This is a genomic window from Sulfurimonas marina, assembly GCF_014905095.1.
GTDB lineage: Bacteria > Campylobacterota > Campylobacteria > Campylobacterales > Sulfurimonadaceae > Sulfurimonas > Sulfurimonas marina.
In genome coordinates this window covers 805869-830385 of the sequence record NZ_CP041165.1, presented here as the reverse complement: position 1 = coordinate 830385, position 24517 = coordinate 805869, and the positions used below count along the sequence as shown (strand labels likewise).

The following is a 24517-nucleotide window of genomic DNA, read 5'->3' as shown; positions in this document are numbered from 1 at the left end:
TGCGCAATTATATCACTCTGTGAAATATTTACAATCTTTTGAGTTCCTTATCGTACAAATTGATTAATAAAACCTCACCGTTATCTACCCGAAACTCTCCATATCTTGCAGCTTCATATCTTTTTCCTTCCCCCTCTTTAAAGAAAAAAGCATTTGTTGCAAACTTTACTTGACGGTTTCTTACACGGTAATGAATACGCAGTTCATTAACGGCCAAGTCTTGCCCCTTATAGAGTGCTTTGTAAGTGGCTACTCTATTTTCTGCCAGAGAGACAATAACATCCCCCTCTTGAGGTTCTAAAATAGTATTCTTTTTCGGCAATTTTTCGCGAATCTCATTAGCTACTTTGAATCTCAAAGCCATATAATCTCCCTGCATAAGAGATCTCGGATCAACCGGGGCTAGTTCCAAATAAACTACTTCTCCCTCTTTTAGATGTTGCTCTTTTTTATATATTGACCAATTTACCAGAGTTAAAACAATTATTAGAGATACTAAAGCAATTTTATTAGCCATTATAACTCCTTCTTCAACAGCAATTTAGAAAACGCCAACCAGCGCCCAAGGAGTAACAACACTCCAAGTGCTATAAATATCATTGACTTTTCTAGCAAGGTAACATTGAGTTGATAATAATAAGCCGATACATAATAGAGTAAAGAGATTATCCCAAGACCAAGAAGAATACGATTACTATGATTAAAACCTAGTAAAATGATGAGTACTCCAAGCATAACTCCCGGGATGTAATATGCACTGCACGATAAAACGACAAATGCAGAGATAAAGACAATAAGCAGCTCTTTGGTAAGCTTGGGATTGTATTCTTTTATTATAATAAACACCATGTAAAATACTACTATTGTCGTTAAAACACTCTCCAACCATGGCATCCATATTACCGAATGTTTCATATGACTCAACAGATAAAACAGCTTTTCATATCCTCCTGAAGCCTCTACTTGAATAAGTGCTAGAACTACTCCGTAACCAAAAGCCTGCATCTTTTGTATATGTTTTGGATATTTAAATTCATAACGCCACAGATAGACAGCTACCATCATAAACAGAGGGACTAAAACAGAGGTAAAACTTACAAAAGATGTAAATAGTGCCATTGTCGCGAAATAGGCTGAAAAAAGACGATGAATATAGTTAGGCATAACAAAGGCAAGAGCTATCTGTAACATTGCGATGATAAACCATAATAACTCTGTATCTGTTTTAAAATGTCTATAGAGTATAATAATTATAAGGGCCTGCCCCGCTAAACTAATCGCCAGAGCCAAATGTTCTAAAAAATCATTTTTATTATTCTTAAAAATCATAAAAGCTAATACAAACAAAACAAAACTTAAAATTGTAGAAGCTAAAGTATTGTTAAATATAGAAGTGAGCCCTACTCCGATAAAAAGAAGTAAAAATAAAGCAGCAAGCCACCCTTAAAAAGCGAGTAACATTTTGATGTACCAAGGTGAAGAAAGTTCCTGATAATATGGCTCTTCGCCACTTACAAGGTTTTGCTCTAAGAGTTGCATCCATAAAGAATCTGCAGGTTTATTCATTATGCCACTCCTTGTAGAGGTTTTTTAACCATATTGCGCTTAATGCTCCCATTCCTACAACTATAAACATTAAAAGAAAAAGTCCAAACTCATGAAAAGTTTTTGTAAGATGTTTTCCTAAAAAGACCGTAACCACTAAAATAGCAGAGAAACAACCCCCTGCAAGCATAAAAAGATCATGTTTTATATTTCTGTAAATAAAATAAAGAGCAGTTAGATAAAGGATCCAAACCAGTGTAGGTATTATTGCGGTATCTCTGTCAAGAATATATACAATAACTAACCAAGTGATAGAGCTTCCACCGATAACCATAATAAAACGCTTTGCCCAATACTCTTTTTTTAGCCAAGGTTGGTAAGGAGATATAACTTCTCCAAGAAGCACCATAGCAGTATTAAATATGAACATAGACCAGAGTAAAGTATCTTTTGAACTAAAAAAAGTTCCCAACAGTGAACCAAAGGTCTTATAGTATAGCAGAATCGAGATATCTATTAATACAATCCAAATTACCCAGATAGTGGCAAAACGACCTATAAACACCCAAGGTAAAATCAATAATGCCCAGTTAAAAAAAAGCTCCCATGTATCTGCACCTGTTTGATAGGTCTGTCCAAATAGAGCAAGCAGCACACCCAAAAGAATTGAGGCTGCCGTTAATGCAATCTTCGCTGCTATTTTTTCTTTATCTGCTCTAAAATAAATGATCATAGAGATAATTATTGATATCTCAACCAGGCTAAACTGAGTAAACTTTCCAATCTCATCCCAATTGTAAGCGATAAAAAACATTATCCCAACTGCTATGGCCAGGCCTGCGAGGACTAGTAAAAGAGTATCGATAAAATTACGCCAACGCAGAGCATCAGGAGATATACCGCTAAGTTTCAATGCATAAGTTGTATTTTCAGGTTTGAGGTAGTTGTTTTCAAGCAGAAATGTAATTCCACTTCTTAATTTAGAAGATTGTTTCATCATTACTTTTCTCTTTTTCTTCAAAGATTACTGATAGTATCATACATAATGTTAAAAAATATTTAAAAATGTACACAAGACAAAGGATAGAGATCATTCAATTTAATTTATATGATATACTACTTACAATAATTTTAAAGGTTTTATGGTGGCTCTATATTTAAAAGACACATTGGTGATCGGTATTTCAGCAACTGCACTCTTTGATCTCTCAGAATCAGATCAACTGTTTCGCCAAGAGTATCAAAAAGACCCTGATCATGCGATAGAAAAATATAGACAGTATATGCTTGAAAATGAAGAGAACCCTTTGAATGAGGGGATAGGTTTCCCCCTTGTCAAAGCGCTTCTCAACCTCAACAGATATCAGGAAAAAAATGAAGCTCCCCTTGTAGAAGTGGTTGTTATATCAAGGAACTCTCCAGAAACCGGAATCAGAGTTTTAAATACTATCCGAAATATTGGTTTAAACGTTACCCGTTCAGCTTTTACGGCAGGTGAATCGAGTGCCGATTATTTAGAAGCTTTTGATGTCGATCTGTTTTTAACAACCAACGAAGAGGATGCACAAAAAGTTATAGACAGCGGGGCATGTGCCTCTGCCGTACTCTCAATACCTCCAAAATACAAATGCGACATTCCCGACGATCAGGTAAGAATAGCTTTTGACGGGGATGCCGTACTTTTTGATGAATCAAGTGAACTGGTTTACAAAGAAAAAGGACTTGATGCGTTTCATGAAAATGAAAACAACTCCCAAAACGTTCCTATGAATGAGGGACCTTTTGCAAGTTTTTTAAAAAAACTCTCTACACTTCAAGAGAGGCTTCCTATGAAAGTTGAATACTCTCCGGTGAGAATCGCAATAGTAACAGCCAGAAACTCTCCATCTGATCTCAGGGTTATCAAAACGCTCAGACATTGGGGTGTCTATGTCGATGAAGCTTTTTTTCTAGGCGGGATCGAAAAAAGCAATATATTAAAAGCTTTTAAAGCACATATCTTTTTTGATGATCAAGAGGTGCACTTACACAACTCTTCCTTGGTAGTCCCTTCGGGAAAAGTTTTATACCCTTCAACATCACGATTACACGAGGTGACCTAAATGGAAAAGATTATTAAATATATAAAAGAAACTCTGTTTTCAGATGAGGATCTCTCTTACATAGAAAACTATCCTATAAAAATAGTTCACGATCAAACCCGTGTAAAAGAAGATAATGTTTTAGAAACTTTACAAGAGATAGAGTTCTTTGATCAAGAGGGGTTCTCAAACGATACCCATACAGATAAGACCATAAAATTTCTACACACAAATGCACCTGAATATATCCAAAGCGTCTCTTTTGGAATCTCTACAAAATCAACCTATACAAACTTCACATTTTCAGAAAAGTACCCTCAGGATCGTTGGAAAAAAATTATAGACGACGAGGATCTCCAAGCTGTTATAGAAATTTCCTATTTTTCAGATTTTGATGAAGAGCATGAAATTGAAACAGTACTCAGAGATATTATGCGCAGTAGAAAAGAGGTTCCACTTCTAAAAACGAAAAGTTTTATTTGGATCGCAGACGTAACTGACAATCATGATCTTACAAAGATTATGAAGCACTACTTTCAAAACAATTTCACCTCTATGAAAACAGATGAAAAAACTATTTTTATAGGCTGGAATAAACAACTACAAGATATCAATATGCGATCTTTTGTGTTTCAACCGAACTTGTAACCATTCTCTAATAAAAAAATAAACACAATTAGGTATAATACAAAAAACAATTTTACGATCATAGGAAACTTAATGATTACACTAAAAGAAGCCCTACAACTCTCAAAAGAAGAATTAAACACATTTAAAAAAGAACTTACAGAAAAAATTGAAGCGAACAAAGATCTGAATGCATATATCGATGTAAAAGATTTCGGCGAAGGTATCCCTATTGCCGTGAAAGATAACATCCAGGTAAAAGATTGGTCAGTTACTTCAGCTTCAAATATCCTTCAAGGCTATATAGCTCCATACAATGCGACAGTTATCAACAAAATGGTAGATGCCGGTCTTTCTCCGTTTGGTAGAACAAATATGGATGAATTTGCGATGGGTTCTACTACTGAGTCAAGCTTCTACGGTAAAACATTAAATCCTCATGCATCTGACCGTGTTCCTGGTGGAAGTTCAGGCGGTAGTGCAGCTGCTGTTGGTGCAGGCCTTGCGATTGCAGCACTTGGGAGTGATACTGGTGGTTCAATCCGTCAGCCTGCTGCGTACTGCGGAATTGTTGGTATGAAGCCTACATACGGTAGAGTAAGCCGTTACGGTCTTGGTGCATACGCTTCAAGTCTTGATCAAATCGGTCCTATGACGCAAAATGTTGAAGATGCTGCAATTCTTTACGACATCATCAGCGGAAGTGACGACAAAGATTCTACAAATGCAAAAATGGATGATAAAGTTGTACCAAATCTGGATCCTACAAGAAAACTAAGAGTAGCTGTAGTTCCTAAATATATCGAAAATGCAAGCGAAGATATTAAAAATGCATATAAACTCGCAACTGAAGCGCTAAAAGCTGCAGGACATGAGATTGTGGAAAAAGAGCTTATGGATGCAAAATACGACATCTCAGCTTACTATATCACGGCAACTGCAGAAGCTACTACAAACCTTGCACGTTATGATGGTATCCGTTACGGAAACAGAGTTGAAGGGAAAAACCTTGAAGATACATTTGTACAAACTAGAAGCCAAGGCTTCGGTGACGAAGTAAAAAGACGTATCTTACTTGGAAACTTTGTTTTAAGCAGCGGTTATTACGAAGCTTACTATGTAAAAGCGCAAAAAACAAGACATATCATTAAAGAGGAGTATGCAAGAGTATTTGAAGATATTGATCTTATTTTATCACCTGTAGCTCCTACAGTTGCACCAAGATTCGGTGAACTTGCAAATCCTATGGATATGTACTTAAGCGACCTCTACACTATTAGTGTAAACCTTGCAGGACTTCCTGGACTTTCACTGCCGGTTATGAAAAACTCTGAAGGTATGCCTATCGGATTGCAACTAATTGCAAAAGCATATGATGAGCAAACACTTTTTGACGGTGCACTTAGCCTAGAGAAAGAACTAAATTACAAATAAGGATACTTTTATGGCGTATTTTGATGATGTAAAAATTAAAGACAAAGTATACGGTCTTGTTTTTGGGCCTGGAAAAGTTGTAGCTGTTTTTGAAGATTCACACTATAAAATGATGATAAAGTTTAAAAATGGTTATGAAGTGCCATACACTGAAGAGGGTGTCCCGGGATGGGGTAACTTTAAAAAACAAACTTGTTTTTATAAAAATGACGTTGACTTAACAGACGTTGACTTCTCACCTGTAACAAAAGTACTTTCAGCGAAAAAAATCATCAAACTTCGTGAAAAGAACAAACTGGAAGTTAGACTTCCATCAGGGATTTGGACTGAATGTTCAAAATGTATAGTTGGATATATCGAAGAGATGTTGGAAGCTGAAAACTATCATCTTTTTAGAAAGAAAAAGTAAGTCTTTTTACCTGTTTTTAACAACAAAAAAGGTATAATGCAAAAATTTTAAATAATTGACAACCATTTTAATTCTGCAAAAGGAAAACCATGAGAATTCGTAAACGCGCTCTAACATTTGAAGATGTACTTTTAGTACCACAATATTCTGAAGTTCTTCCAAAAGAAGTCTCACTAGAAACTAAACTAACTCGTAATATATCACTTAAAATTCCAATGGTTTCTGCTGCAATGGATACAGTAACTGAGTATCGTGCAGCGATTGCAATGGCTAGACTTGGTGGAATCGGTATTATCCACAAAAATATGGATATTGAATCTCAATGCCAACAAATAAGAAAAGTTAAAAAATCTGAAAGCGGAATCATTATCGATCCTATCTATGTACATCCTGATGCTACACTTGCTGATGCAGAAGCTCTTATGAATGAGTTCAAAATCTCTGGTGTACCTGTTGTAGACGGTCACAATAAACTTCTCGGTATCCTTACAAACCGTGATATGAGATTTGAAAAAGATATGAGAAAACTTGTATCTGAAGTGATGACAGCTATGCCATTAATCACTGCTCAACAAGGGATTAACCTTGATGATGCTGCAGATATTATGCACCAAAACAAAATTGAGAAACTTCCAATTATCGATGATGACGGGTTCTTAAAAGGTCTTGTAACTATTAAAGATATCAAAAAACGTATAGAATACCCTAACTCAAACAAAGATGACTTTGGTCGTTTAGTAGTTGGTGGAGCTATCGGTGTTGGTCAAATGGATAGAGCAAAAGCGCTTGTTGATGCAGGTGTTGATGTTTTAGTTCTTGACTCTGCACACGGACATTCTAAAGGTATTCTAGATACTGTAAAAGAGATTAAAGCTTCTTTAGCTGTTGATGTAATCGCAGGTAATATTGCGACTGCTGAAGCAACTGAAGCATTAATCGAAGCTGGTGCTGACGGTGTTAAGGTTGGTATTGGACCAGGTTCAATTTGTACAACTCGTATCGTTGCAGGTGTTGGTGTACCTCAAATCTCTGCAATTGATGAATGTGCAGCTGCTGCGAGAAAACATGGTGTTCCTGTAATTGCAGACGGTGGTATCAAATACTCTGGTGATATTTCAAAAGCTCTTGCAGTTGGTGCTAGTTGTGTAATGGCTGGTTCATTATTAGCTGGTACGGAAGAGTCTCCGGGGCAAACTATTATGTTCCAAGGACGTCAATACAAATCATACCGTGGTATGGGAAGTATCGGAGCTATGCAAAAAGGTTCTAATGACAGATATTTCCAAGAAGGTACTGCAGCTGATAAACTTGTACCAGAAGGAATTGAAGGGCGTGTTCCATTTAGAGGAAGCATTGCAGGTATCGTTCACCAAATGATGGGTGGTCTTCGTTCATCTATGGGTTACTGTGGAAGTGAAAGCATTCCGGCATTCTGGGATAAAGCAGAATTCGTAGAGATCACATCAGCTGGACTTAAAGAGTCTCATGTTCATGATGTTATCATCACAGAAGAAGCTCCTAACTATCACGTATAATCTATAAAACTATGAGTGAAATAAAATATGCCGGCTTTGGTATCAGGTTTTTAGCTTCACTCTTAGACACTTTCTTTTTAGCTCTTCCCGTTGGTATAGTTATCTATTTTATCAGTGGCGGAGAGTGGTTTGACTTTTCCCAATATCAACAAAATCTACAAATGGCAATGGCTGGTAACGCTAATGCTCTTAACTCACAACCCCAAACATCTTTTACATGGGAACTTATTTTTGAAATTTCTGTTTTAGTCATAACTGTTCTTTTTTGGAAACAATTTAAAGGTGCTACACCCGGGAAAAAAATCGTAAACATTAAAATTGTAGATGCAAAAACACTAGAAGATATCTCAAATAAACAAGCGATTACAAGATCATTAGGATATATCCCTTCCACACTTTTACTTGGATTAGGTTTTCTTATGATAATCTTTACAAAAAATAAACAATCTCTCCACGATATGCTCGCTAACACCGTAGTTATATACACTTAATATTAATTTGTAAGAAGTTTGTGATATTTTAAAACTACTTTTATATTATCATAGTAAAATATACTCCTAATTTCCAAAATTAAACGTAGGGGTATTTATGAAAAAGAAATTAAGTGCTGTATTATTAGCAGCTGGTTTATCGTTTTTAATGTCAGGATGTTCAACTATGCATATGGGATGGACAGCTGTAACTAAGCAACATACGCTTGATGACAAAGCTATGGATGCATATGACAACATGTTCACTAAAGTTACAGAGTATGGTGATCCAGCAAGAGCTATGATGCTAGAGTGGAAAGTTGAAGAAGGTATCACTGGTGATGAAGTAAAAGAATCAATTGAAGCACTTACTGAAGAATACAACATGAGACTTACTGGTTATGTGAAAATGTATACAAAAGAAGATGCTGCACCAGATGAAGTTAAAGAAGCAAGAATCTACTCTTTATGTAATTTAACTACTGCAAAAGTATTCCTTAACTACTCAAGATACTATGGTGGTTTTATGCCATGTAGAATTATGTATGTTTCATATGGAAATGGTGATGCTTACCTAGTAAGTATGGATATGACATTAGCAATCCATGGTGGTAAAACACTTCCTCCAGAAATGTTAGAAGCTGCATTAAAAGTTAAAGAAGCAATGGAAAAAGTTCCAGAGCGTGCTGCAAAAGGTGACTTCTAATTTGAAGTCCCTTTCTTTAGAAACTCTCTAGTTTCTAAGGAATCCATCTTTAGAAAATTTATTTTCTAAGGAAACTATCTCTCTTTCGAAACTTCCTAGTTTCTAAGAGACTCTCTTTTTAAATAGGATTTTAAAATCCTACTTTTTCTTCATCCTTCTCAGTTAGAAAAAAACTATCAATACTTATATTTTTAAATGCAGCATTTAATGAAGTAAACAGTTGCGGATGCTCTTTTTCCATCTTTTCAAGCATATCTTTTGTATTTGCTCTAGCATATGGCATTTTGACATCAAAACGCATTGCAGGACAGGCTTCATCGCCAATCGCTTCAATACCGTTATCAACAACAAATGCACGTAGTTGACGCTCACGCATCTGAATAAGCGGACGAATAACTACTAAACCGTTCTCAGCAGTATATTTCGGTGCTAAAGAGCGTAACTGTCCATTATATATAAAGTTCATAAAAAAACTCTCTGCAGCATCATCTAAATGATGCCCAAGAGCTACCTTATTACACTCTAACTCTTTTGCAGCGGTATATAGATAACCTCTTCTCATACGGGAAAAGAAACTGCAAAATGATGAGTTTTTACGGATCTTCTCTTTTGCAAGCTCATAAGTTTCTGTCTCTTTAACTACGTGCGGTATCTCATACTCTTTACAATGTCCAATAAGGTTTGAGTAATCTTCTCCCATCCCATATGTAACAGTAACCGCTACAAAATCAAATTTAAAGGGTGCACGTCGTTGTTGCTCTTTTAAAGCATGTACAAGTGTTAAAGAGTCCTTTCCGCCACTTAGTCCTACAAGAATCTTATCACCCTCTTCTATTAGTCCAAATTCGGCATTTGTCTTACCGAGTTTCGACATAATCTTTTTAGATAGCTTGATTCCCATTATTTAATTATCTCATCCAACATTTTCATAACGAACTCTGCAGATTCAATTGCACTCGTTTCTAAAAATTCATCAAATGAAAAACTTGCATCCATATCAGCTGCATCACTGATAGCACGAAGAATAAAAAACGGTACATTTAAAGCATTACATACAACAGCAACACTGCCCCCTTCCATCTCTAATGCATCGGCATTGAAAGTTTCACCGATCCAGTTTTTGCGATCTTCATTGGCAACAAACTGATCACCCGTAGCAATAATACCCTCACGAACTGACTTTCCTAAACTTTGAGCTACACCCTTACTAATGTTGATAAGCTCTGGATCTGCTTCTACATAAACAGAACCCTCAGGTACATATCCATATGGATGACCAAAAGCAGAAATATCAAGATCGTGTTGTGAAAGTTTAGTAGCTACAACTAAATCACCAACTTTAAGTTCTGGGTTAACTGCACCTGCAACACCACTAAAAAGAAGTTTCTCACATCCAAAATGCTCAATCATTGTCGTTGCAGTCAATGTAGAAAATACTTTACCTATTTTAGAGTATGCAACTACAACATCCACACCTTTATAGTTTGCTTCATAATACTTGTTCCCTGCATACTCTGTAGTTGTATAGTTACCCAGTTTTTCTAATATCGGTGCTACCTCTTCAGGCATTGCTCCCATTATTGCTATTTTCATTTTATACCTCGAATGTTTCTATGCTTTTGATAAATCTTGGCAATTGAGCCATAATATTGCCATTGTCAACAATACAACTTCCACCCCAAAAACCTAAACCATCTTCAAAACCGACTCGATTTACAAAAATAAGCTTTGAGTTTGATTCATGAGAGAGTGTTTTTATAATTTTATACCATTTGTCTTCGATAGCTAAGCCACTATCGTGAAAACCTCTTGCCGGAGATGCTACGAGTGTTATGACCATATCCGGGTCCATTTTTATAATCTCTTTATGAACATTTTCATGCCATACATCTTCACATACCAACATAGATATCTTTTTACCCTTTACTTCAAAGGATTCAAATTTGTCTCCACCTTCAAAATAGCGGGCTTCTTCAAACATCCCATAATTTGGCAAATGTACTTTAATATGTTTAGAAACAAATTCTCCATTGCTGAAGTACAGTGCTGTATTCCTAAACAGATTACCATCTTTTAAAGCTGCACCAACAACTATATCTATATCATAGCTTAAATCTTTCAGTGCTTGAAGTTCATCTTCGTTCCAAGCATCCTCGTAAAGTTTATCTTGCAGCATATATCCGCTTAAACTTAATTCCGGGAATACTATTAAGTCCGAACTCCCTTTAATACTTTCTATAACAGAGATAACCTCTTTTAGGTTATCTCTATTAAGTTTAGGAGATGTTTGTGCTAAAGTGATTCTCATTTATGAGCAGATTTCCTCTTTAACTTTCTCTAATGAAGCCATATCAGAGATATTAAGAGTTGTAAGATCTTTTGCAATTCTTCTGTTTAAACCTTTAAGAACTACACCGTTTCCAAATTCGATAGCCATATCAAGATCACCTGCAACAGCTTCAATCGATTGCTTGTATTTTACAGGAGAAGTTAATTGCTCTTTTAAAAGTTTAATAGCTTCATCTTTTGAACTGTATGGTTGTGTTGTAACGTTCGAGATGATTGGTGCTTCAAAACTATCATTTACCATAGTTTCCATAATAGCTCCCAGTTTTTCAACTGCAGGAGATAAAAGATCACAGTGAGATGCTACAGACATATTTAAAAGTAATGCACGTTTTGCACCTGCATCTTTAAATGTTTGCTCTAATGAAGCAAGATCAGATTTTAATCCTGCTACAACTAATTGACCGTCTTGGTTATAGTTTGCCGGCCAAACTTTTTTGCCCTCAGCTTGTGCATCTGCACAAATTTTCTCAACATCTGCATCACCAAGACCAACAATAGCCATCATACCTGCTTCGATCTCATTACATGCTTCTTGCATAAAAGAACCGCGTTTATGTACTAATTCTACTGCATCAATATAATCAATAGCACCACTTGCACATAAAGCTGAGAACTCACCTAATGAGTGTCCTAAAAACAGTTCTGCTTTTACATCCGGACAAGCATCTTTAAAAAGTTTATATGCAATCATTTGCACTAATAAAATGGCAGGTTGTGTATATGCCGTTTCATTTAACTTTTCATTCTCTTCAAAAATAAGTGCTTTAAAATCAACACCTATTCTCTCTCCCGCTTTTTCGAACATTTCACGAGCAAGTTCAGAATTTTCATAAAAATCTTTCCCCATACCAACTGCTTGTGAACCTTGTCCAGCAAAAATCATTGCTATTTTACTCATTATTTTCTCCTTGTAAATACTCTTTGTTATCAGAGATCTTTTTTCTTAATGTATTTCTGTTTAGTCCTAATCTATCAGATAATTGTAATTGCGACTTAAACTTAGTTAATCCTGCTCGTATCAAAGGAACTTCATAAAGATAGAGATAGTTTCTATAATCACTGTTTGAACCTAGTTTGTCAAACAGATAATTTTCTATAATATCCATCAGCTCTTTATCGTCAATATCTTGCAGCAGATAACTAATCATCACTTGTCTTCTTAACGAATTAGCATTATCTGATAAATCCGGTTTAAAGTCTTTAATGTCAAACTTATTTTCACCGCCAAATAACTTTACCGCATCTTTTACAAAAACTTCTATTAATTCTTGAACATCTTCCTCTCTCGATGACAATGGAGGAATATCAAATTTTACACTAAAAATATCATCAAGATGTTCATTACTAAACGATTGTTTAGATGTTGCTACAACTCTGACCTTATTTGTTTTTATAGTATCGATTAAAAGTTTTATATTTGGGAAGTTGTCAATATCTGTAATAATTATTTCATTAGAACTTTCCATTGCCTGTAAAAGTTCTTCATAATTAGATCCATTTATTGCTGTTGCATTTGGCAAGATAAAAGAAGCTAAAGTTCTTTTACCTACACCATTTTCACCCATAATTAGGGCATTAATAGTAAGCGATTTTAACAGTGTAGCTGTTTTAAAAGCTTGACTGGACGCTTCAGAAGCTGTTACGAAATTAGTGACATCCACAGCCGCTGCCGCCACCAGTACCACAACATCCAGACTCTGCTGGTTTATTCTCTTCTGGAATACCAGTCATAGCTTCTTCAGCAGATGCCTCTCTTACATTGTTGATAGTTACTGTAAACATTAAACTTTTTCCAGCTAATGGGTGGTTAAAGTCGATAATTACAGCAGCATCTTTGATCTCTTTAACGATAACTTGTACAGTAGAACCGTCTTCACCTTGACCGTAAAGTGTCATACCTTCTTGTAAATCGATTCCAGCAAACTGCTCTTTTGGAACTTCTTGTGTAGCTTCAGGATTATATTCACCATATGCATCTGCAGGCTGAACTAAAACATCACCTTTCTCACCGATAGCCATATTTTTAATTCCCTCTTCTAAACCAGGAATGATTTGACCTTTACCGAACATAAATACTAATGGGTTTGCACCTACATTACTATCTACTACTTTATCTCCGTCACGTACCTCATATTCAATAGATACGATTTGATTTGCTTCAATTGCCATTGTATAACCTTTATTTAATTAATTTCGAGATTTTAACATAAAAACATTAATTCAAGAGTTTTTTCGCCTTTTTGGCCTCGCTTGAACTTGGATACTTTTTAATTATTGCCTTATAAAAAGAGTGTGCATGTCCTTTGTCACCTGTCTTATCCATCGATATTGCAGTGTGTAACATTAGCGTTGGCATATAAGACGCTTTTGCATAAAGCTCTGATGATTTTTTAAAATAAGAGATCGCTTTAGCGTAATCTTTACGTTTATAATACATCTCACCGATCATATAGTGTGAATATGCCGGTTTATACTTTCTGGCAATTAACTCTGTGTATTGTTCAATCGCTTTTGTATAATATTTTTTATCAAAATTCTGCTTTGCACTGTTATAAAGATCTGCGCTTGATACTTTTTTTGTTTTAGCAGATGACTTTTTAGAGCCGCTTTTTAACTCTTTAGCTACAAGATCTTTAAAGTTATTGATATCTGCTACTAAATCATTAAACTCTTTTTTAGAAACATAGTTGGCATTTATCTGGTCTACAAGTTTAGAAATTTCTAATACCTGCTCCTGTAAAGTTTTAATACTTTGCGAATCTTGCTGCACTACCTCTGAGAGTCTTTTTTGATATTCATTAGAGTTTTCATCATCTAATTTATCTTTATTTTGTAACTCTTTTAATGCTATTTTATTGTTATGTGATTTTCTACTTAGTGCTTCTATAATATCTTGAAGTCCATCAATTCTTTCTCTCAAAGAGTCCAATTGTGAAGCATGTGTTTTTGTACTAAGATCAACTTTTTTGAGCTTTTTCTTAGTTTCTAATATAACTTTTTCATCTGGAGTAAGCCCGTAAGGACTATCGCTTGAAAGATCTCCTGCACCGAACGCTGATGGTTCGGCACAGTTGAGAGAAAGAGATGTAGCAGCACTAAGTAATAAAATTATTGTACTGCGTTTCATCTATAAAACTTATGGAAGAAGTTTAAAGTTTACTCTACGGTTTTGTGCCCAACACTCTTTTGTTTTATCAGTACATACTGGGTTGCTTTCACCATAACTTACCATAGAGATACGAGATGCATCAATACCTTCGTTAACTAAAGCATTTTTAACAGCTTCTGTACGTTTTAAACCTAAAGCAAAGTTATACTCATCGCTTCCCCATTCATCACAGTTACCTTCTAATTTTACAGAGTAAGGTTTAGCACCTGCTTTACCAAGTTCAGCAGCAGCTACAATTTTTTCTTGTGCTTGAGTTGAGATGTTGAATTTGTCAAAAGCAAAATAGATAGTTGGTAACTTGCTTTCTACTTCATCCATACTTAATCTAGAGATTTCATTTGTGCTAGAGTCTACAACACTTTCCTCTCCTGCAACTGTTTCAGTTGCCGGTGCTTGCACCTCTTCAACATTTTGAGTAGATTCTTGAGCTTTTGAATCAACAGCTGGCTCTTTTGAACTACATCCACTAAATACTAAAAGTGCTACAGCAACGCTAGAAAGTACTAAACTTTTCATATCTTAAATCCTTCGAAATTATAATTTGAAATATTATACCAAAAAAATATTAATTGTTACCAATCCATAGATTGAACACGACCATATCGTAAAGGGAAGAGATAATTTTTATTGTACTTTAATCTTATGATCCCGATCGAGCTTTGGTTTTTATAGTTTTTAATAAAAATAATTGCATCCCCATCTTTAGAAAATCTAGGGAATTCATTGATACCTGTTGCTGTCAAACGTCTGATAAAATCAGATTTTGTAGATATTAAATGCAAGTTAAAAGTATTTTCACTAAAGCTATTTGAACTCTCTCTTGCTTTGTATACTACATATTCACCGTGGGCACTACATGCTGAATTGTTTTTTCCGTAATATACTAATTGTTCAACTTCATTTGTCCCCAGTTTTTTTGAAAATACATTTGGGTAACCAAGGCGTGATGAAATAAAAACAATTTTATCTCTTGACATAAACTGCGCATTTACATCAATCCCTCTATATTTAGTAACTCTTTTATATTTTTTACTATCTACATTGTATGTATAGATATCAGGCTGCCCTTTAGGTGCCATTGTTAATAACAAAGTTTTACCGTCAGTACTTACATCAGAACATACTAACATTCCGTCTGATGATATTAAACTATCAATTTTAGCAGTTGTAATATCAACATACTTTAAAGTTGGTTTTGCATCTAAAGATGTGTAATAAAATCCTTTTTGTCTTTTATCTGCCCATTTAGGAAAAACATTAAACCCGCCTTTGATAATAACATGCTGATATCTTAAAGTGTAGTCAGATATTACTATTTCACTCTGCTTAGGTCCAACAATACGAGAAAAGATCACTTTTCTTTTCATCCATTCTACTGACGGTTCACCCATAAATTCATTAATATCATAAGCAATAGCATGAGATATAAATACATAAAGTTTTTGTTTACTTACTTTATAACTTTTTGAAAATACCTCTTCATTTTTATTAAGTAGTTTGATAGATATATTGAGTGCGCCCTTATCATCTTCTCGCATCATATATCTCAGTACATAGTTTTGATCTTTGTTTTCAACTAACACATTTGTATCGTTATAGTTTGCGATTCTATGATGTCTGTCTACGTTAAAAATAGATATAACATTTAGGTCAGCTACAAGTGATTTAAAAACTTGTAATTTAAACGTATCGTCATAACTGATAGATGCATCCTCTAGTGCTAATGACGGTAAAGAATCAACTTTTTTAATAACATCAATTGTTGCATCACTGGCAAACGATAAGATAAATGTAATTAAGAGTGAAAATAATATCTTCAAAACTACTCCTTGTTTTCTGGAATTAAATTTATAATAGCTCTAAATGAATGATGTTCGGGGTTCTTAGGAAACATAATGTTAGAAAGTCTCATTTTTATCTTATCAGCTTCTTGATTTAAAGCTTCATTAGATGAATAGGTTAACACTCTAAAGTCTAACATTTTACCGATAGCATCAAGTTCTATTACGATTTGTACTTTATTCCCCTCTGAGTTCATAGGAGGGGAAAAATTTTCATAAACTATTGCTTGAATTTTAGCTAAATATTCATTAACTTCATCGGCAGTCGAACTGCTTTGTTGTTCTTGTTCATTGTTTGAAGTGTCAAGACTTTTAAGTTTCTCAGAGATAGATTCAACTTCATTTTCTTTACTTGTTTTAACTCTCTTTGAGATCTCTTGTATTCTTTTAGAATTTACTTTTTTAGGCTTTGTTTTTGTATGATCGATTTTTTGTGTCCATACATCACTGAATAGATCATTTACGTCAACATCTTTTGTCACTTCACTTGTTTCGGTAATAATAGATTGCTGTTTTTCAACTTTCTTTTTTGTATGAGGTTTTGTAACTACAGGTGTTGTTAATGATATAGAAACATAGTTATCTTTTTTTAAACCATATTTTTTTGTTTGTGATGCGCTAAAAAGAAGAGTAGCAAAAAGAATTAGGAAAATTAAAAAAAGAGACAGTGAAATAAATCCACTGATATAAAAATATTTATCATCTCTAACCATTGGTAGCTAAAGAGACCTCAGTAAATCCAGCTTGTTTTACAGCTGCCAATATAGACATTACAATACCGTAATCCAAACTCTCATCTGCACTTATAAGTACAGTTGCTTTTTTATCCAACTTGTTTGCATATAAATAAAAGTTGTCTTGAAAACCGTTAAGTAGAAAATTCTCTTTATTTACCTGTATGTTTTGTTCTTCATCAATCGTAATATGAACAGGGGGAATTTTAGATATCTGTTTCGTTGTAGAACCCTGAGGAAGTTTTATATTTTCCTCAAAGATAATGTTTGGAGCAATTACCATTAAAATTGCTAAAAGAACAAGCATTACATCAACAAGAGGTGTAATATTTAGTTCAGGTTTTTCATCCCAATCATATAACATATCTTAAGCCTTGCGAGCTAAAAGTGCATCACTTTGCATCTGTATATGACTAATAACATCATAAGATAATCGTTTTAAAATTTGGTGATATGTATAAGAAAAGATTGCAACAAAGATACCTGCGGCTGTTGCTATTAATGCATCTGATACACCTGTAGAAATTACAGACATACTTCCCGTTGTTTGCCCTATATGTGTAAAAGTATCAAGGATAGAAACAACAGTACCAAAAAGTCCAATAAATGGTGTTGTAGAAGCAAATATTGAAAGGATAGAAAGACCCTTTGTAGCTTCTTTAGTAGATGCAAGTTGTCCTAATTGTAAAACTTCTTTTGAAATAAAATTACTTGATTTTACAAAGTTATTTAAAAAAGAGTTCTCATTTACTCTTGTGGCACCAAGTAAAAGTGCTTCAAGTGAAGCACTCTCATTTTTGAGCCACGTATTAAGAGAAAAATAGCGGTAGAAAAACACCCAGTTTAAAACTATAAAATACACTGCAAGTAATGCAAGTACCCCAATAGTAACCGGATGAGATTTTAAATAAAAATCTATTATATTGTTAATCATCTATTATAGTAACTTTTGTGCAGCTGTTTCAATTTTAGCTGACACAGTAGCGATAGCAGCACCTGAGTCTGCAATATCGTTAATAAGTTTTTTCGCTGCATCAATAGCTTCAGCAATTTCAGATTCGTTTGCACCACGAATAGCTGCAGCACCTTCAACTAAAACAACAACTTTTTCTTCATTAACGTGAGCAACACCCCAGTTAATAACAATAGATTCGACTGATTTATCCTCTTTTTCGACATCAACTACACCAGCTTCTAACAATGTTGTTAGTGCAGCGTGGCCAGCTAAAACACCGAATTCTCCCTCTACACCAGGAAGAACTACGCTAACAGCTTCACCGTTGAAGATTTCACCGTTAGGCGTTAGGATTTCAAGTTTAAACTTATCCATTACAGTCCTTTATATTTAAAAAGCTTATTTGCTTTTTTCGTATTTCTCGATAGCTTCGTCCATGCCACCAACCATATAGAAAGAGTTCTCTGGCATATGGTCATACTCACCGTTTAAGATTCCTTTGAAACCTTTGATAGTGTCTTCAAGAGATACATATTTACCAGGAGCACCTGTAAATACCTCTGCAACGAAGAATGGTTGAGAAAGGAATTTCTCAATTTTACGAGCACGTTCAACAACATTTTTGTCATCTTCAGAAAGCTCATCCATACCAAGGATAGCGATGATATCTTGAAGATCTTTATATTTTTGTAATGTTTGTTGTACACCACGAGCTACACTGTAGTGCTCTTCACCTAAAATTTGTGGATCAAGTAATCTTGAAGTTGAATCTAGTGGATCAACTGCAGGATAGATACCTTTTTCAGCAATTTTACGGTTAAGTACTGTTGTTGCGTCTAAGTGAGCGAAAACTGAAGCCGGAGCCGGGTCAGTTAAGTCATCCGCTGGTACGTAAACAGCTTGAACAGATGTAATTGAACCATTTTTAGTTGATGTAATACGATCTTGTAAAGCACCCATTTCACGGCTAAGAGTTGGTTGGTAACCAACAGCTGAAGGGATACGACCAAGAAGTGCAGACATCTCTGAACCTGATTGAGCAAAACGGAAGATGTTATCGATGAACATAAGTACATCAAGTTTCTTCTCATCACGGAAATACTCAGCCATAGTAAGACCAGTAAGAGCGATACGGTTACGTGCTCCCGGTGGTTCACTCATTTGACCGTAGCACAGTGCAACTTTGTCAAGTACGTTCGATTCTTTCATTTCGTAGTAAAGGTCATTACCTTCACGTGTTCTTTCACCAACACCAGCAAATACTGATAAACCATCGTGACCATGAGCAACATTGTGAATAAGCTCCATGATAATAACTGTTTTACCAACACCAGCACCACCGAATAGACCAACTTTACCACCTTTTGCATATGGTGCTAATAAGTCAACAACTTTGATACCAGTTTCAAACATCTCTGTTGTAGTTGATTGATCAACTAATGGTGGTGGAGCACGGTGAATTGACCACTCAGGAGCACCTTCAACCTGCTCACCACCGTCAATTGTGTCACCAACAACATTAAAGATACGTCCAAGAACTTTTTCACCAACTGGTACTTTAATAGGCGCACCAGTAGCTTTTGCATCCATACCACGTACAAGACCTTCACTCATATCCATAGCAATAGTTCTTACACGACCATCACCTAAGTGAGCAGCAACTTCTAATACTAATCTATGTTCACTACCTTCAACAGTAACATTAACCTCGATAGCTTCGTTTATTACCGGAAGATAACCATCAAAATCAACATCAACAACAGGACCCATTACCTGGCTAATTTTTCCAATCATATTTTTCTCCATTATTTCATACTCTCTACACCACTGATGATCTCAATCAGTTCAGTAGTAATCGCAGCTTGACGTGCTTTATTAAATTCAACATTTAAGCTTTTCACCATCTCTTTAGCATTGTTAGTTGCCGTATCCATAGCTTGCATACGAGCTGAATGTTCAGCAGCAACTGAATCAATTAAAGAGTAGTACATGTTATAACTAACATATTTAGATACTAAAGAGTTTAACATTTTCTCTTCATCTTCTGCTTCAACTTCTATAGTAGAATTCTTTTGAACCTCTTCACAGTTAAATTCTTCAGAATTTACCGGTAAGATCTGATTTACATGTAACTCTTGAGTAATCATATTTTTATACCCGTTATATACTACATGTAAAGCATCTATCTTCCCTTCTTGAAAATCAGTGATAGAAGTTTCAATAAAATCATCAGATTTTTCTTTGTTCGGTTTTGAACTTAAATCTACAACTGTGTCAAGCATCTCAACTTCATTGTAGTTAAAATATTCAATACCTTTTTTACCGATTCCACGTAAACGCACTTTAACATTTTGTTCTTTATACTCGCGAAGAAGTTTATTAACAGCTTTAATAGTTTGAATATTAAAACCACCACATAAACCTTTATCCGCAGTAATAAATACGATGTCAACCATCTTCGGATTTTCAATTGTTTCAAAGAAACGATTGTCTAATCCTCCAACTTTACTACAACTAATGCGTCCAGCAATTTCGGCAATAACCTGATTCATTTTCTCCGCATAAAGACGTGAGCGTTTTGCAAGCTCTTCAGCACGGCGAAGTTTAGCCGTTGAAACTAACTTCATCGCACGAGTCGTCTTTTGAGTGCTTGATACACTCTTAATTTTTCTTTGAATATCTTTCAAGTTTGCCATTAAGTATCCCTTATGACGCTATAAAGCTAGCTTTGAACTCTTCAAGTGCTTTTTTCAGTAATGCATCAGTATCATCATCAATTTTCTTAGAGCTACTAATGTTCTCTAAAATTTGTGGATAAGATGCTTCAATAAATGGATACATTTCAGCTTCGAAACGTACAACATCTGATGCGTCTAAATCATCTAAGAAACCTTCATTACCTGCGAAGATAATAGCAGCTTGTTTCTCAGCTGATAATGGAGAATATGGAGGTTGTTTAAGTACCTCTACCATTCTTTGTCCACGCTCTAGTTGTTTACGAGAAACTTCATCAAGGTCAGATGCGAATTGAGCAAATGCTTGAAGTTCACGGTATTGAGCAAGGTCAAGTCTTAAAGTACCAGCAACTTGCTTAGTAGCTTTAATTTGAGCAGCACCACCAACACGAGATACAGAAAGACCAACGTTGATCGCTGGACGTACACCTGAGTTGAATAGGTCTGTTTCTAAGAAAATTTGACCATCTGTAATTGAGATAACGTTAGTTGGGATATATGCAGCAACATCACCAGCTTGAGTCTCAATAATTGGAAGAGCAGTTAAAGAACCTGCACCCTCTTCGTCAGAAAGTTTAGCAGCACGCTCAAGTAAACGAGAGTGTACATAGAAAACATCACCTGGGTATGCTTCACGACCTGGAGGACGACGAAGGATAAGTGACATTTCACGGTAAGCTACCGCATGCTTAGATAAATCATCATATACGATTAGACCATGTCTAGCATTGTCACGGAAGTACTCACCCATTGTAACACCAGTATATGGAGCTAAGAATTGAAGTGCAGCAGCTTCAGCAGCAGTTGCAGATACGATGATTGTATATTCCATTGCACCATGTTCTTCTAAACGACGAACGATTTGAGCAACAGTTGATTCTTTTTGACCAACAGCTACGTATACACAAACAACACCGTTACCTTTTTGGTTAATAATTGTATCTACAGCTACAGTAGTTTTACCAGTTTGTCTGTCACCGATAATAAGCTCACGTTGACCACGACCGATTGGCACTAGTGCATCAATAGCTTTGATACCAGTTGCTAATGGTTCATGAACAGATTTACGTTCCATGATTCCAGGAGCTTTTTCTTCAACGAAACGAGTTTCAGTTGCTTCGATTGGTCCTTTACCGTCAATTGGCTCACCAAGAGCATTAACTACACGACCAAGAAGAGCATCACCAACAGGTACACGAAGAAGTTTACCAAGACGTTTTACACTCATACCTTCACGAAGATTTTCACCAGAACCAAGGATAACAACACCTACACTTGCTTCTTCAAGGTTCATTACTAAACCTCTAGTACCGTCTTCGAATTCAACCATTTCTCCTGCCATTACATTGCTTAGTCCGTAAACTTTTGCAACACCGTCAGCATAAGAAACGATTTTACCTGTTTCGTTTATATCAACACTTAATTCAAAGTTGTCGATACGTTCTTTAATTATTGAGCTGATCTCATCAGCTTGGATTTTTGCTACCACTATTTTTCTCCTCTCTTGAAGTTAAATTGCTTTAATAATATGTTGAATAATTTGATTATCAATTCTGTCTTTAGAAAAGTTAATCTCTACACCAAGTCCTTCTACTGCAACTTTAATTCCGTTAAAGTCATTTTTAACAAAATTTAGAGTTATTGTAGAGTCAAACTTTTTACTAAGTCCGCTGCTTAAATCACTAATAACTTTTGAATCTAATTCACTGTCGCTATAAACAGTTCCTTCATAAGTTTTCGTTGAGTTTGCTATATCTTTTTTTAGCTCAACTGAAATAGCCGGGATAACTTCAATTCTTCTGTTTTCAACAATAAGTTTGATAAAGTTATTCAGTTTTTCAGAGTTTGCCGATTTTACCGCTTCTAATAAAATGTTAGATTTATCTTCCATTGCTACATCTGGGTTAGTAACAATTTTAATAAACTTATCATCTTTAAAAGAATCAGATAAAGCAGAAAAAACATCGCTAATTGCTTCTACAGATGCTAAATCAATGCCATCTTTTAAGGCTTTAACATATCTTTTTGCTATTAATTCTTCCATCTACTATGCCACCTTCTTTAAAATAACGTTAGCCATAGCTTCTCTATCAAAAATTTCAGAACTTTGATTTAATGTTTCAGAAATAACTTCTTCAACAACTTCTACAACCATATTTCTAGTTTCAAAATCTTTTTTAGTTTCATGCTGTTTTGCAATCACTTCAAGATCAGAATCACATTGAGACATGATATTGTCGTTTAAAATCTTGTTCTCTTTTTTAGACGCGGCAGCTAATTCTTCAGCAAACTTTTCAGCTTCTGATATTTTAGCCAATGCTTCTTTTTTGAGTTCTACAGATTCTTTAAGTTTCTCTTGAACTTTGTTTAATTCATCAGCAATTTCATTACTTCTTGAAGCAAAGTAATTTTTCGCCGGTTCTGCCACTAGGTACCAAATAAGTCCAGCAAATAATAAGAAGTTAACAGTTCTTTGAACTATATCAGTATCCCCATGACCTGCTTCAGATGCTAATGCATAAGTTGATACCATTAGTAATAACACTAAAATTCTACTCACATTACATCCTTATATTTGACTTATTTTAGCTGTAACAGCTTCTTTAAACATTGGAACTTGAGCCATGAGCTCTTTTGTCAACTCTTCTTGAGATTGAGCAAGTGACTGCTTAAACTCAACATAATCTACTGCAAGTTCAGCACGTTTTGCTTCTAACTTGTTCTCTGCTAACTCTTTAGCATCCGCAATAACTTTTTCTCTTAGGGCCGCAGCTTCTAGTTTAGCATTCATAATGATTGATTCTGCTTTTGCTTGTAACTCAGCGATTTCGTTATCATTTGAACCTACTTTTTCAAGGTCTTTTCTGATATCTTCATCACGTTTGTCCATAAAGCCAAACAATGGATTATAAAGCCAACTATTTAGAACGGCTATAAGCGAAACAAATACAACAAATGTAGCCAAAAGTAACATTGGATTTATATCTAACATAGCACCTCCTAAAAGTTGCGAGATTATACTATTATTAAATTGAAAGGATAGTTAAATTTATAAAAATTTTAATATTTTTGAAGAAATTAGGATAAATGTGACAAAAATTCACTTATTTCATCTTCTGATGAAAACTCGATGGTTAGCTTATTTGCGGAAGTTTTATAATTAAAGTTAAACGTGTCAAATTTTTCTTGTAAATTAGAAAAATCATATGCTGTTTTTTCAGTTGAAGTAGGTTTTTTCTCTAAATTTTGCTTTCTATTCTTAATCATAGATTCTACTTCACGCACACTTAATTTTTGACCAATAATAGAATTTACAATCAGCTCTTGTTCTTTATCGTCAAGCCCAACCAATACTTTTGCATGGCCAGCTGAGATACTTTTTTCAATAAGAGCTTTTTGTGTTTTTTTAGATAATTGTAATAAACGTATAGTATTAGTAATATGCGTTCTACTTTTGTGAATCATTCCAGAGAGTTCATCATGTGTCAGTTCATGAAGTTTTAAAAGCTCTCCATATGCCTCAGCTAATTCTACAGCATTAAGCTCTTCACGTTGAATGTTTTCAATAAGAGCAAATTTACGCATTTTTTGCTCATCTGAATTTAATACAATCGCTTTTATCTCTTTTATTTTTGCAAGTTTTGAAGCACGAAAACGTCTCTCTCCTGCAATTAACACATACCCTTCTAAGTCATCTTCTTTTACAACAATCGGCTGGATTAATCCATCATTTTTAATAGATTCTGCAAGTTCATGTAAAGCTTCTTCATCAAAATGCTTTCTTGGCTGAAATGGATTAGGACGGATGTTTTTAACTGGGATTTCTAAAATGACATCTCTATGAGAACCTTCATTCTCATAAGCTTCATCAATCTCCCCTAAAAGTGCATCTAATCCACGACCAAGTTTTTGACTTTTCACTTTTGA

The 24517-nt window shown here is 35.0% G+C and carries 30 protein-coding genes and 1 pseudogene; 7 read left to right on the top strand and 24 right to left on the bottom strand.

Annotated features, from left to right (window positions below; genetic code table 11):
* Positions 1 to 28 precede the first annotated feature (28 nt).
* From FJR03_RS04370 to FJR03_RS04360, 4 genes and pseudogenes are all read right to left on the bottom strand, one after another.
* Positions 29 to 517 (bottom strand): GDYXXLXY domain-containing protein, encoded by a 489-nt coding sequence (locus tag FJR03_RS04370; protein ID WP_193114437.1) that lies wholly within the window; start codon positions 515 to 517, stop codon positions 29 to 31.
* Positions 517 to 1431: pseudogene (locus FJR03_RS04365) on the bottom strand (DUF4401 domain-containing protein); the annotation flags it as partial. The pseudogene FJR03_RS04365 and the gene FJR03_RS04370, both read right to left, overlap by 1 nt.
* 12 nt (positions 1432 to 1443) lie before the next feature.
* Positions 1444 to 1566: a hypothetical protein gene (locus FJR03_RS11720; RefSeq protein WP_255524255.1), complete on the bottom strand. Its 123-nt coding sequence runs from the start codon at positions 1564 to 1566 to the stop codon at positions 1444 to 1446.
* Positions 1559 to 2545: a DUF2157 domain-containing protein gene (locus tag FJR03_RS04360; protein ID WP_193114436.1), complete on the bottom strand. Its 987-nt coding sequence runs from the start codon at positions 2543 to 2545 to the stop codon at positions 1559 to 1561. The genes FJR03_RS11720 and FJR03_RS04360 overlap by 8 nt, the downstream gene beginning before the upstream one ends.
* A 145-nt stretch (positions 2546 to 2690) precedes the next feature.
* Here FJR03_RS04360 and FJR03_RS04355 point away from each other — a divergent pair, with 145 nt between their 5' ends.
* The 7 genes from FJR03_RS04355 (at position 2691) to FJR03_RS04325 (ending at position 8807) form a co-directional block, all read left to right on the top strand.
* Complete coding sequence (locus FJR03_RS04355; RefSeq protein ID WP_193114435.1) at positions 2691 to 3647, top strand: 5'-nucleotidase; 957 nt, start codon at positions 2691 to 2693, stop codon at positions 3645 to 3647.
* Positions 3648 to 4274 (top strand): hypothetical protein, encoded by a 627-nt coding sequence (locus tag FJR03_RS04350; RefSeq protein WP_193114434.1) that lies wholly within the window; start codon positions 3648 to 3650, stop codon positions 4272 to 4274. It begins immediately after the preceding gene.
* 72 nt (positions 4275 to 4346) lie between these two features.
* Positions 4347 to 5687 carry an Asp-tRNA(Asn)/Glu-tRNA(Gln) amidotransferase subunit GatA gene (gatA, locus tag FJR03_RS04345; protein WP_193114433.1) on the top strand — a complete coding sequence of 447 codons (1341 nt, stop codon included), beginning with the start codon at positions 4347 to 4349 and terminating at the stop codon, positions 5685 to 5687.
* Positions 5688 to 5697: 10 nt separating this feature from the next.
* Positions 5698 to 6096, top strand: coding sequence for a hypothetical protein (locus tag FJR03_RS04340; protein ID WP_193114432.1), 399 nt, complete (start codon positions 5698 to 5700; stop codon positions 6094 to 6096).
* An 89-nt stretch (positions 6097 to 6185) separates the two neighbouring features.
* Positions 6186 to 7631 (top strand): IMP dehydrogenase, encoded by a 1446-nt coding sequence (gene guaB / locus FJR03_RS04335; protein ID WP_193114431.1) that lies wholly within the window; start codon positions 6186 to 6188, stop codon positions 7629 to 7631.
* Positions 7632 to 7642: 11 nt separating this feature from the next.
* On the top strand, positions 7643 to 8122 hold the full coding sequence (locus FJR03_RS04330; protein WP_193114430.1) for an RDD family protein: 480 nt from the start codon (positions 7643 to 7645) through the stop codon (positions 8120 to 8122).
* Between the two features lie 97 nt (positions 8123 to 8219).
* Positions 8220 to 8807, top strand: coding sequence for a DUF302 domain-containing protein (locus FJR03_RS04325; protein ID WP_193114429.1), 588 nt, complete (start codon positions 8220 to 8222; stop codon positions 8805 to 8807).
* Between the two features lie 130 nt (positions 8808 to 8937).
* Here the strand turns inward: FJR03_RS04325 and FJR03_RS04320 are convergent, their stop codons facing one another.
* From FJR03_RS04320 to FJR03_RS04225, 20 genes are all read right to left on the bottom strand, one after another.
* Positions 8938 to 9708, bottom strand: coding sequence for a tRNA 2-thiocytidine biosynthesis TtcA family protein (locus FJR03_RS04320; protein WP_193114428.1), 771 nt, complete (start codon positions 9706 to 9708; stop codon positions 8938 to 8940).
* The gene (locus FJR03_RS04315) at positions 9708 to 10400 is read right to left on the bottom strand and encodes a 5'-methylthioadenosine/adenosylhomocysteine nucleosidase (RefSeq protein WP_193114427.1); all 693 of its coding nucleotides are present in this window, start codon (positions 10398 to 10400) and stop codon (positions 9708 to 9710) included. Before FJR03_RS04315 ends, FJR03_RS04320 begins: the two co-directional genes overlap by 1 nt.
* 1 nt (position 10401) lies before the next feature.
* On the bottom strand, positions 10402 to 11115 hold the full coding sequence (locus tag FJR03_RS04310; protein WP_193114426.1) for a nitrilase-related carbon-nitrogen hydrolase: 714 nt from the start codon (positions 11113 to 11115) through the stop codon (positions 10402 to 10404).
* On the bottom strand, positions 11116 to 12054 hold the full coding sequence (gene fabD, locus FJR03_RS04305) for an ACP S-malonyltransferase (protein WP_193114425.1): 939 nt from the start codon (positions 12052 to 12054) through the stop codon (positions 11116 to 11118). It abuts the gene before it with no gap.
* Positions 12047 to 12817 carry a DNA-binding transcriptional response regulator gene (locus FJR03_RS04300; RefSeq protein WP_193114424.1) on the bottom strand — a complete coding sequence of 257 codons (771 nt, stop codon included), beginning with the start codon at positions 12815 to 12817 and terminating at the stop codon, positions 12047 to 12049. The genes fabD and FJR03_RS04300 overlap by 8 nt, the downstream gene beginning before the upstream one ends.
* The gene (locus FJR03_RS04295; protein WP_193114423.1) at positions 12804 to 13325 is read right to left on the bottom strand and encodes an FKBP-type peptidyl-prolyl cis-trans isomerase; all 522 of its coding nucleotides are present in this window, start codon (positions 13323 to 13325) and stop codon (positions 12804 to 12806) included. The genes FJR03_RS04300 and FJR03_RS04295 overlap by 14 nt, the downstream gene beginning before the upstream one ends.
* Positions 13326 to 13371: 46 nt before the next feature.
* Positions 13372 to 14283 (bottom strand): tetratricopeptide repeat protein, encoded by a 912-nt coding sequence (locus FJR03_RS04290; RefSeq protein WP_193114422.1) that lies wholly within the window; start codon positions 14281 to 14283, stop codon positions 13372 to 13374.
* A gap of 9 nt (positions 14284 to 14292) precedes the next feature.
* Positions 14293 to 14841, bottom strand: coding sequence for an OmpA family protein (locus tag FJR03_RS04285; RefSeq protein WP_193114421.1), 549 nt, complete (start codon positions 14839 to 14841; stop codon positions 14293 to 14295).
* A 56-nt stretch (positions 14842 to 14897) separates the two neighbouring features.
* Positions 14898 to 16145 carry a Tol-Pal system protein TolB gene (gene tolB, locus FJR03_RS04280; protein WP_193114420.1) on the bottom strand — a complete coding sequence of 416 codons (1248 nt, stop codon included), beginning with the start codon at positions 16143 to 16145 and terminating at the stop codon, positions 14898 to 14900.
* A gap of 2 nt (positions 16146 to 16147) precedes the next feature.
* Positions 16148 to 16879 (bottom strand): TonB C-terminal domain-containing protein, encoded by a 732-nt coding sequence (locus tag FJR03_RS04275; protein ID WP_193114419.1) that lies wholly within the window; start codon positions 16877 to 16879, stop codon positions 16148 to 16150.
* Positions 16872 to 17264, bottom strand: coding sequence for an ExbD/TolR family protein (locus tag FJR03_RS04270; RefSeq protein WP_193114418.1), 393 nt, complete (start codon positions 17262 to 17264; stop codon positions 16872 to 16874). Before FJR03_RS04270 ends, FJR03_RS04275 begins: the two co-directional genes overlap by 8 nt.
* A gap of 3 nt (positions 17265 to 17267) precedes the next feature.
* Positions 17268 to 17834, bottom strand: a complete 567-nt coding sequence (locus FJR03_RS04265) for a MotA/TolQ/ExbB proton channel family protein (RefSeq protein ID WP_193114417.1) — start codon at positions 17832 to 17834, stop codon at positions 17268 to 17270.
* Positions 17835 to 17837: 3 nt separating this feature from the next.
* Positions 17838 to 18230, bottom strand: a complete 393-nt coding sequence (gene atpC / locus FJR03_RS04260; RefSeq protein WP_193114416.1) for an ATP synthase F1 subunit epsilon — start codon at positions 18228 to 18230, stop codon at positions 17838 to 17840.
* A gap of 24 nt (positions 18231 to 18254) precedes the next feature.
* Positions 18255 to 19649 (bottom strand): F0F1 ATP synthase subunit beta, encoded by a 1395-nt coding sequence (gene atpD / locus FJR03_RS04255; RefSeq protein WP_193114415.1) that lies wholly within the window; start codon positions 19647 to 19649, stop codon positions 18255 to 18257.
* 11 nt (positions 19650 to 19660) lie between these two features.
* Entirely contained in the window at positions 19661 to 20551 is an 891-nt protein-coding gene (gene atpG, locus FJR03_RS04250; protein ID WP_193114414.1) for an ATP synthase F1 subunit gamma, read from the bottom strand.
* Between the two features lie 10 nt (positions 20552 to 20561).
* Positions 20562 to 22079, bottom strand: coding sequence for a F0F1 ATP synthase subunit alpha (atpA, locus tag FJR03_RS04245; RefSeq protein WP_193114413.1), 1518 nt, complete (start codon positions 22077 to 22079; stop codon positions 20562 to 20564).
* Between the two features lie 21 nt (positions 22080 to 22100).
* Complete coding sequence (locus tag FJR03_RS04240) at positions 22101 to 22634, bottom strand: F0F1 ATP synthase subunit delta (protein WP_193114412.1); 534 nt, start codon at positions 22632 to 22634, stop codon at positions 22101 to 22103.
* A 3-nt stretch (positions 22635 to 22637) separates the two neighbouring features.
* Complete coding sequence (locus tag FJR03_RS04235) at positions 22638 to 23135, bottom strand: F0F1 ATP synthase subunit B (protein ID WP_226962192.1); 498 nt, start codon at positions 23133 to 23135, stop codon at positions 22638 to 22640.
* Positions 23136 to 23159: 24 nt separating this feature from the next.
* Entirely contained in the window at positions 23160 to 23582 is a 423-nt protein-coding gene (locus FJR03_RS04230) for a FoF1 ATP synthase subunit B' (protein WP_193114410.1), read from the bottom strand.
* An 86-nt stretch (positions 23583 to 23668) separates the two neighbouring features.
* On the bottom strand, positions 23669 to 24511 hold the full coding sequence (locus FJR03_RS04225; protein ID WP_193114409.1) for a ParB/RepB/Spo0J family partition protein: 843 nt from the start codon (positions 24509 to 24511) through the stop codon (positions 23669 to 23671).
* Positions 24512 to 24517 lie beyond the last annotated feature (6 nt).

Coding starts and splice junctions, on each gene's coding strand:
- atpG (WP_193114414.1), bottom strand. CDS start 20,551: ATGGCAAACTTGAAAGATATTCAAAGAAAAATTAAGAGTGTATCAAGC.
- FJR03_RS04360 (WP_193114436.1), bottom strand. CDS start 2,545: ATGATGAAACAATCTTCTAAATTAAGAAGTGGAATTACATTTCTGCTT.
- FJR03_RS04310 (WP_193114426.1), bottom strand. CDS start 11,115: ATGAGAATCACTTTAGCACAAACATCTCCTAAACTTAATAGAGATAAC.
- FJR03_RS11720 (WP_255524255.1), bottom strand. CDS start 1,566: ATGAATAAACCTGCAGATTCTTTATGGATGCAACTCTTAGAGCAAAAC.
- FJR03_RS04340 (WP_193114432.1), top strand. CDS start 5,698: ATGGCGTATTTTGATGATGTAAAAATTAAAGACAAAGTATACGGTCTT.
- FJR03_RS04290 (WP_193114422.1), bottom strand. CDS start 14,283: ATGAAACGCAGTACAATAATTTTATTACTTAGTGCTGCTACATCTCTT.
- atpD (WP_193114415.1), bottom strand. CDS start 19,649: ATGATTGGAAAAATTAGCCAGGTAATGGGTCCTGTTGTTGATGTTGAT.
- FJR03_RS04350 (WP_193114434.1), top strand. CDS start 3,648: ATGGAAAAGATTATTAAATATATAAAAGAAACTCTGTTTTCAGATGAG.
- atpC (WP_193114416.1), bottom strand. CDS start 18,230: ATGGATAAGTTTAAACTTGAAATCCTAACGCCTAACGGTGAAATCTTC.
- guaB (WP_193114431.1), top strand. CDS start 6,186: ATGAGAATTCGTAAACGCGCTCTAACATTTGAAGATGTACTTTTAGTA.
- FJR03_RS04270 (WP_193114418.1), bottom strand. CDS start 17,264: ATGTTATATGATTGGGATGAAAAACCTGAACTAAATATTACACCTCTT.
- FJR03_RS04230 (WP_193114410.1), bottom strand. CDS start 23,582: ATGTTAGATATAAATCCAATGTTACTTTTGGCTACATTTGTTGTATTT.
- FJR03_RS04315 (WP_193114427.1), bottom strand. CDS start 10,400: ATGAAAATAGCAATAATGGGAGCAATGCCTGAAGAGGTAGCACCGATA.
- FJR03_RS04320 (WP_193114428.1), bottom strand. CDS start 9,708: ATGGGAATCAAGCTATCTAAAAAGATTATGTCGAAACTCGGTAAGACA.
- gatA (WP_193114433.1), top strand. CDS start 4,347: ATGATTACACTAAAAGAAGCCCTACAACTCTCAAAAGAAGAATTAAAC.
- FJR03_RS04240 (WP_193114412.1), bottom strand. CDS start 22,634: ATGGAAGAATTAATAGCAAAAAGATATGTTAAAGCCTTAAAAGATGGC.
- FJR03_RS04295 (WP_193114423.1), bottom strand. CDS start 13,325: ATGGCAATTGAAGCAAATCAAATCGTATCTATTGAATATGAGGTACGT.
- fabD (WP_193114425.1), bottom strand. CDS start 12,054: ATGAGTAAAATAGCAATGATTTTTGCTGGACAAGGTTCACAAGCAGTT.
- FJR03_RS04265 (WP_193114417.1), bottom strand. CDS start 17,834: ATGATTAACAATATAATAGATTTTTATTTAAAATCTCATCCGGTTACT.
- FJR03_RS04370 (WP_193114437.1), bottom strand. CDS start 517: ATGGCTAATAAAATTGCTTTAGTATCTCTAATAATTGTTTTAACTCTG.
- FJR03_RS04275 (WP_193114419.1), bottom strand. CDS start 16,879: ATGGTTAGAGATGATAAATATTTTTATATCAGTGGATTTATTTCACTG.
- FJR03_RS04330 (WP_193114430.1), top strand. CDS start 7,643: ATGAGTGAAATAAAATATGCCGGCTTTGGTATCAGGTTTTTAGCTTCA.
- FJR03_RS04285 (WP_193114421.1), bottom strand. CDS start 14,841: ATGAAAAGTTTAGTACTTTCTAGCGTTGCTGTAGCACTTTTAGTATTT.
- FJR03_RS04325 (WP_193114429.1), top strand. CDS start 8,220: ATGAAAAAGAAATTAAGTGCTGTATTATTAGCAGCTGGTTTATCGTTT.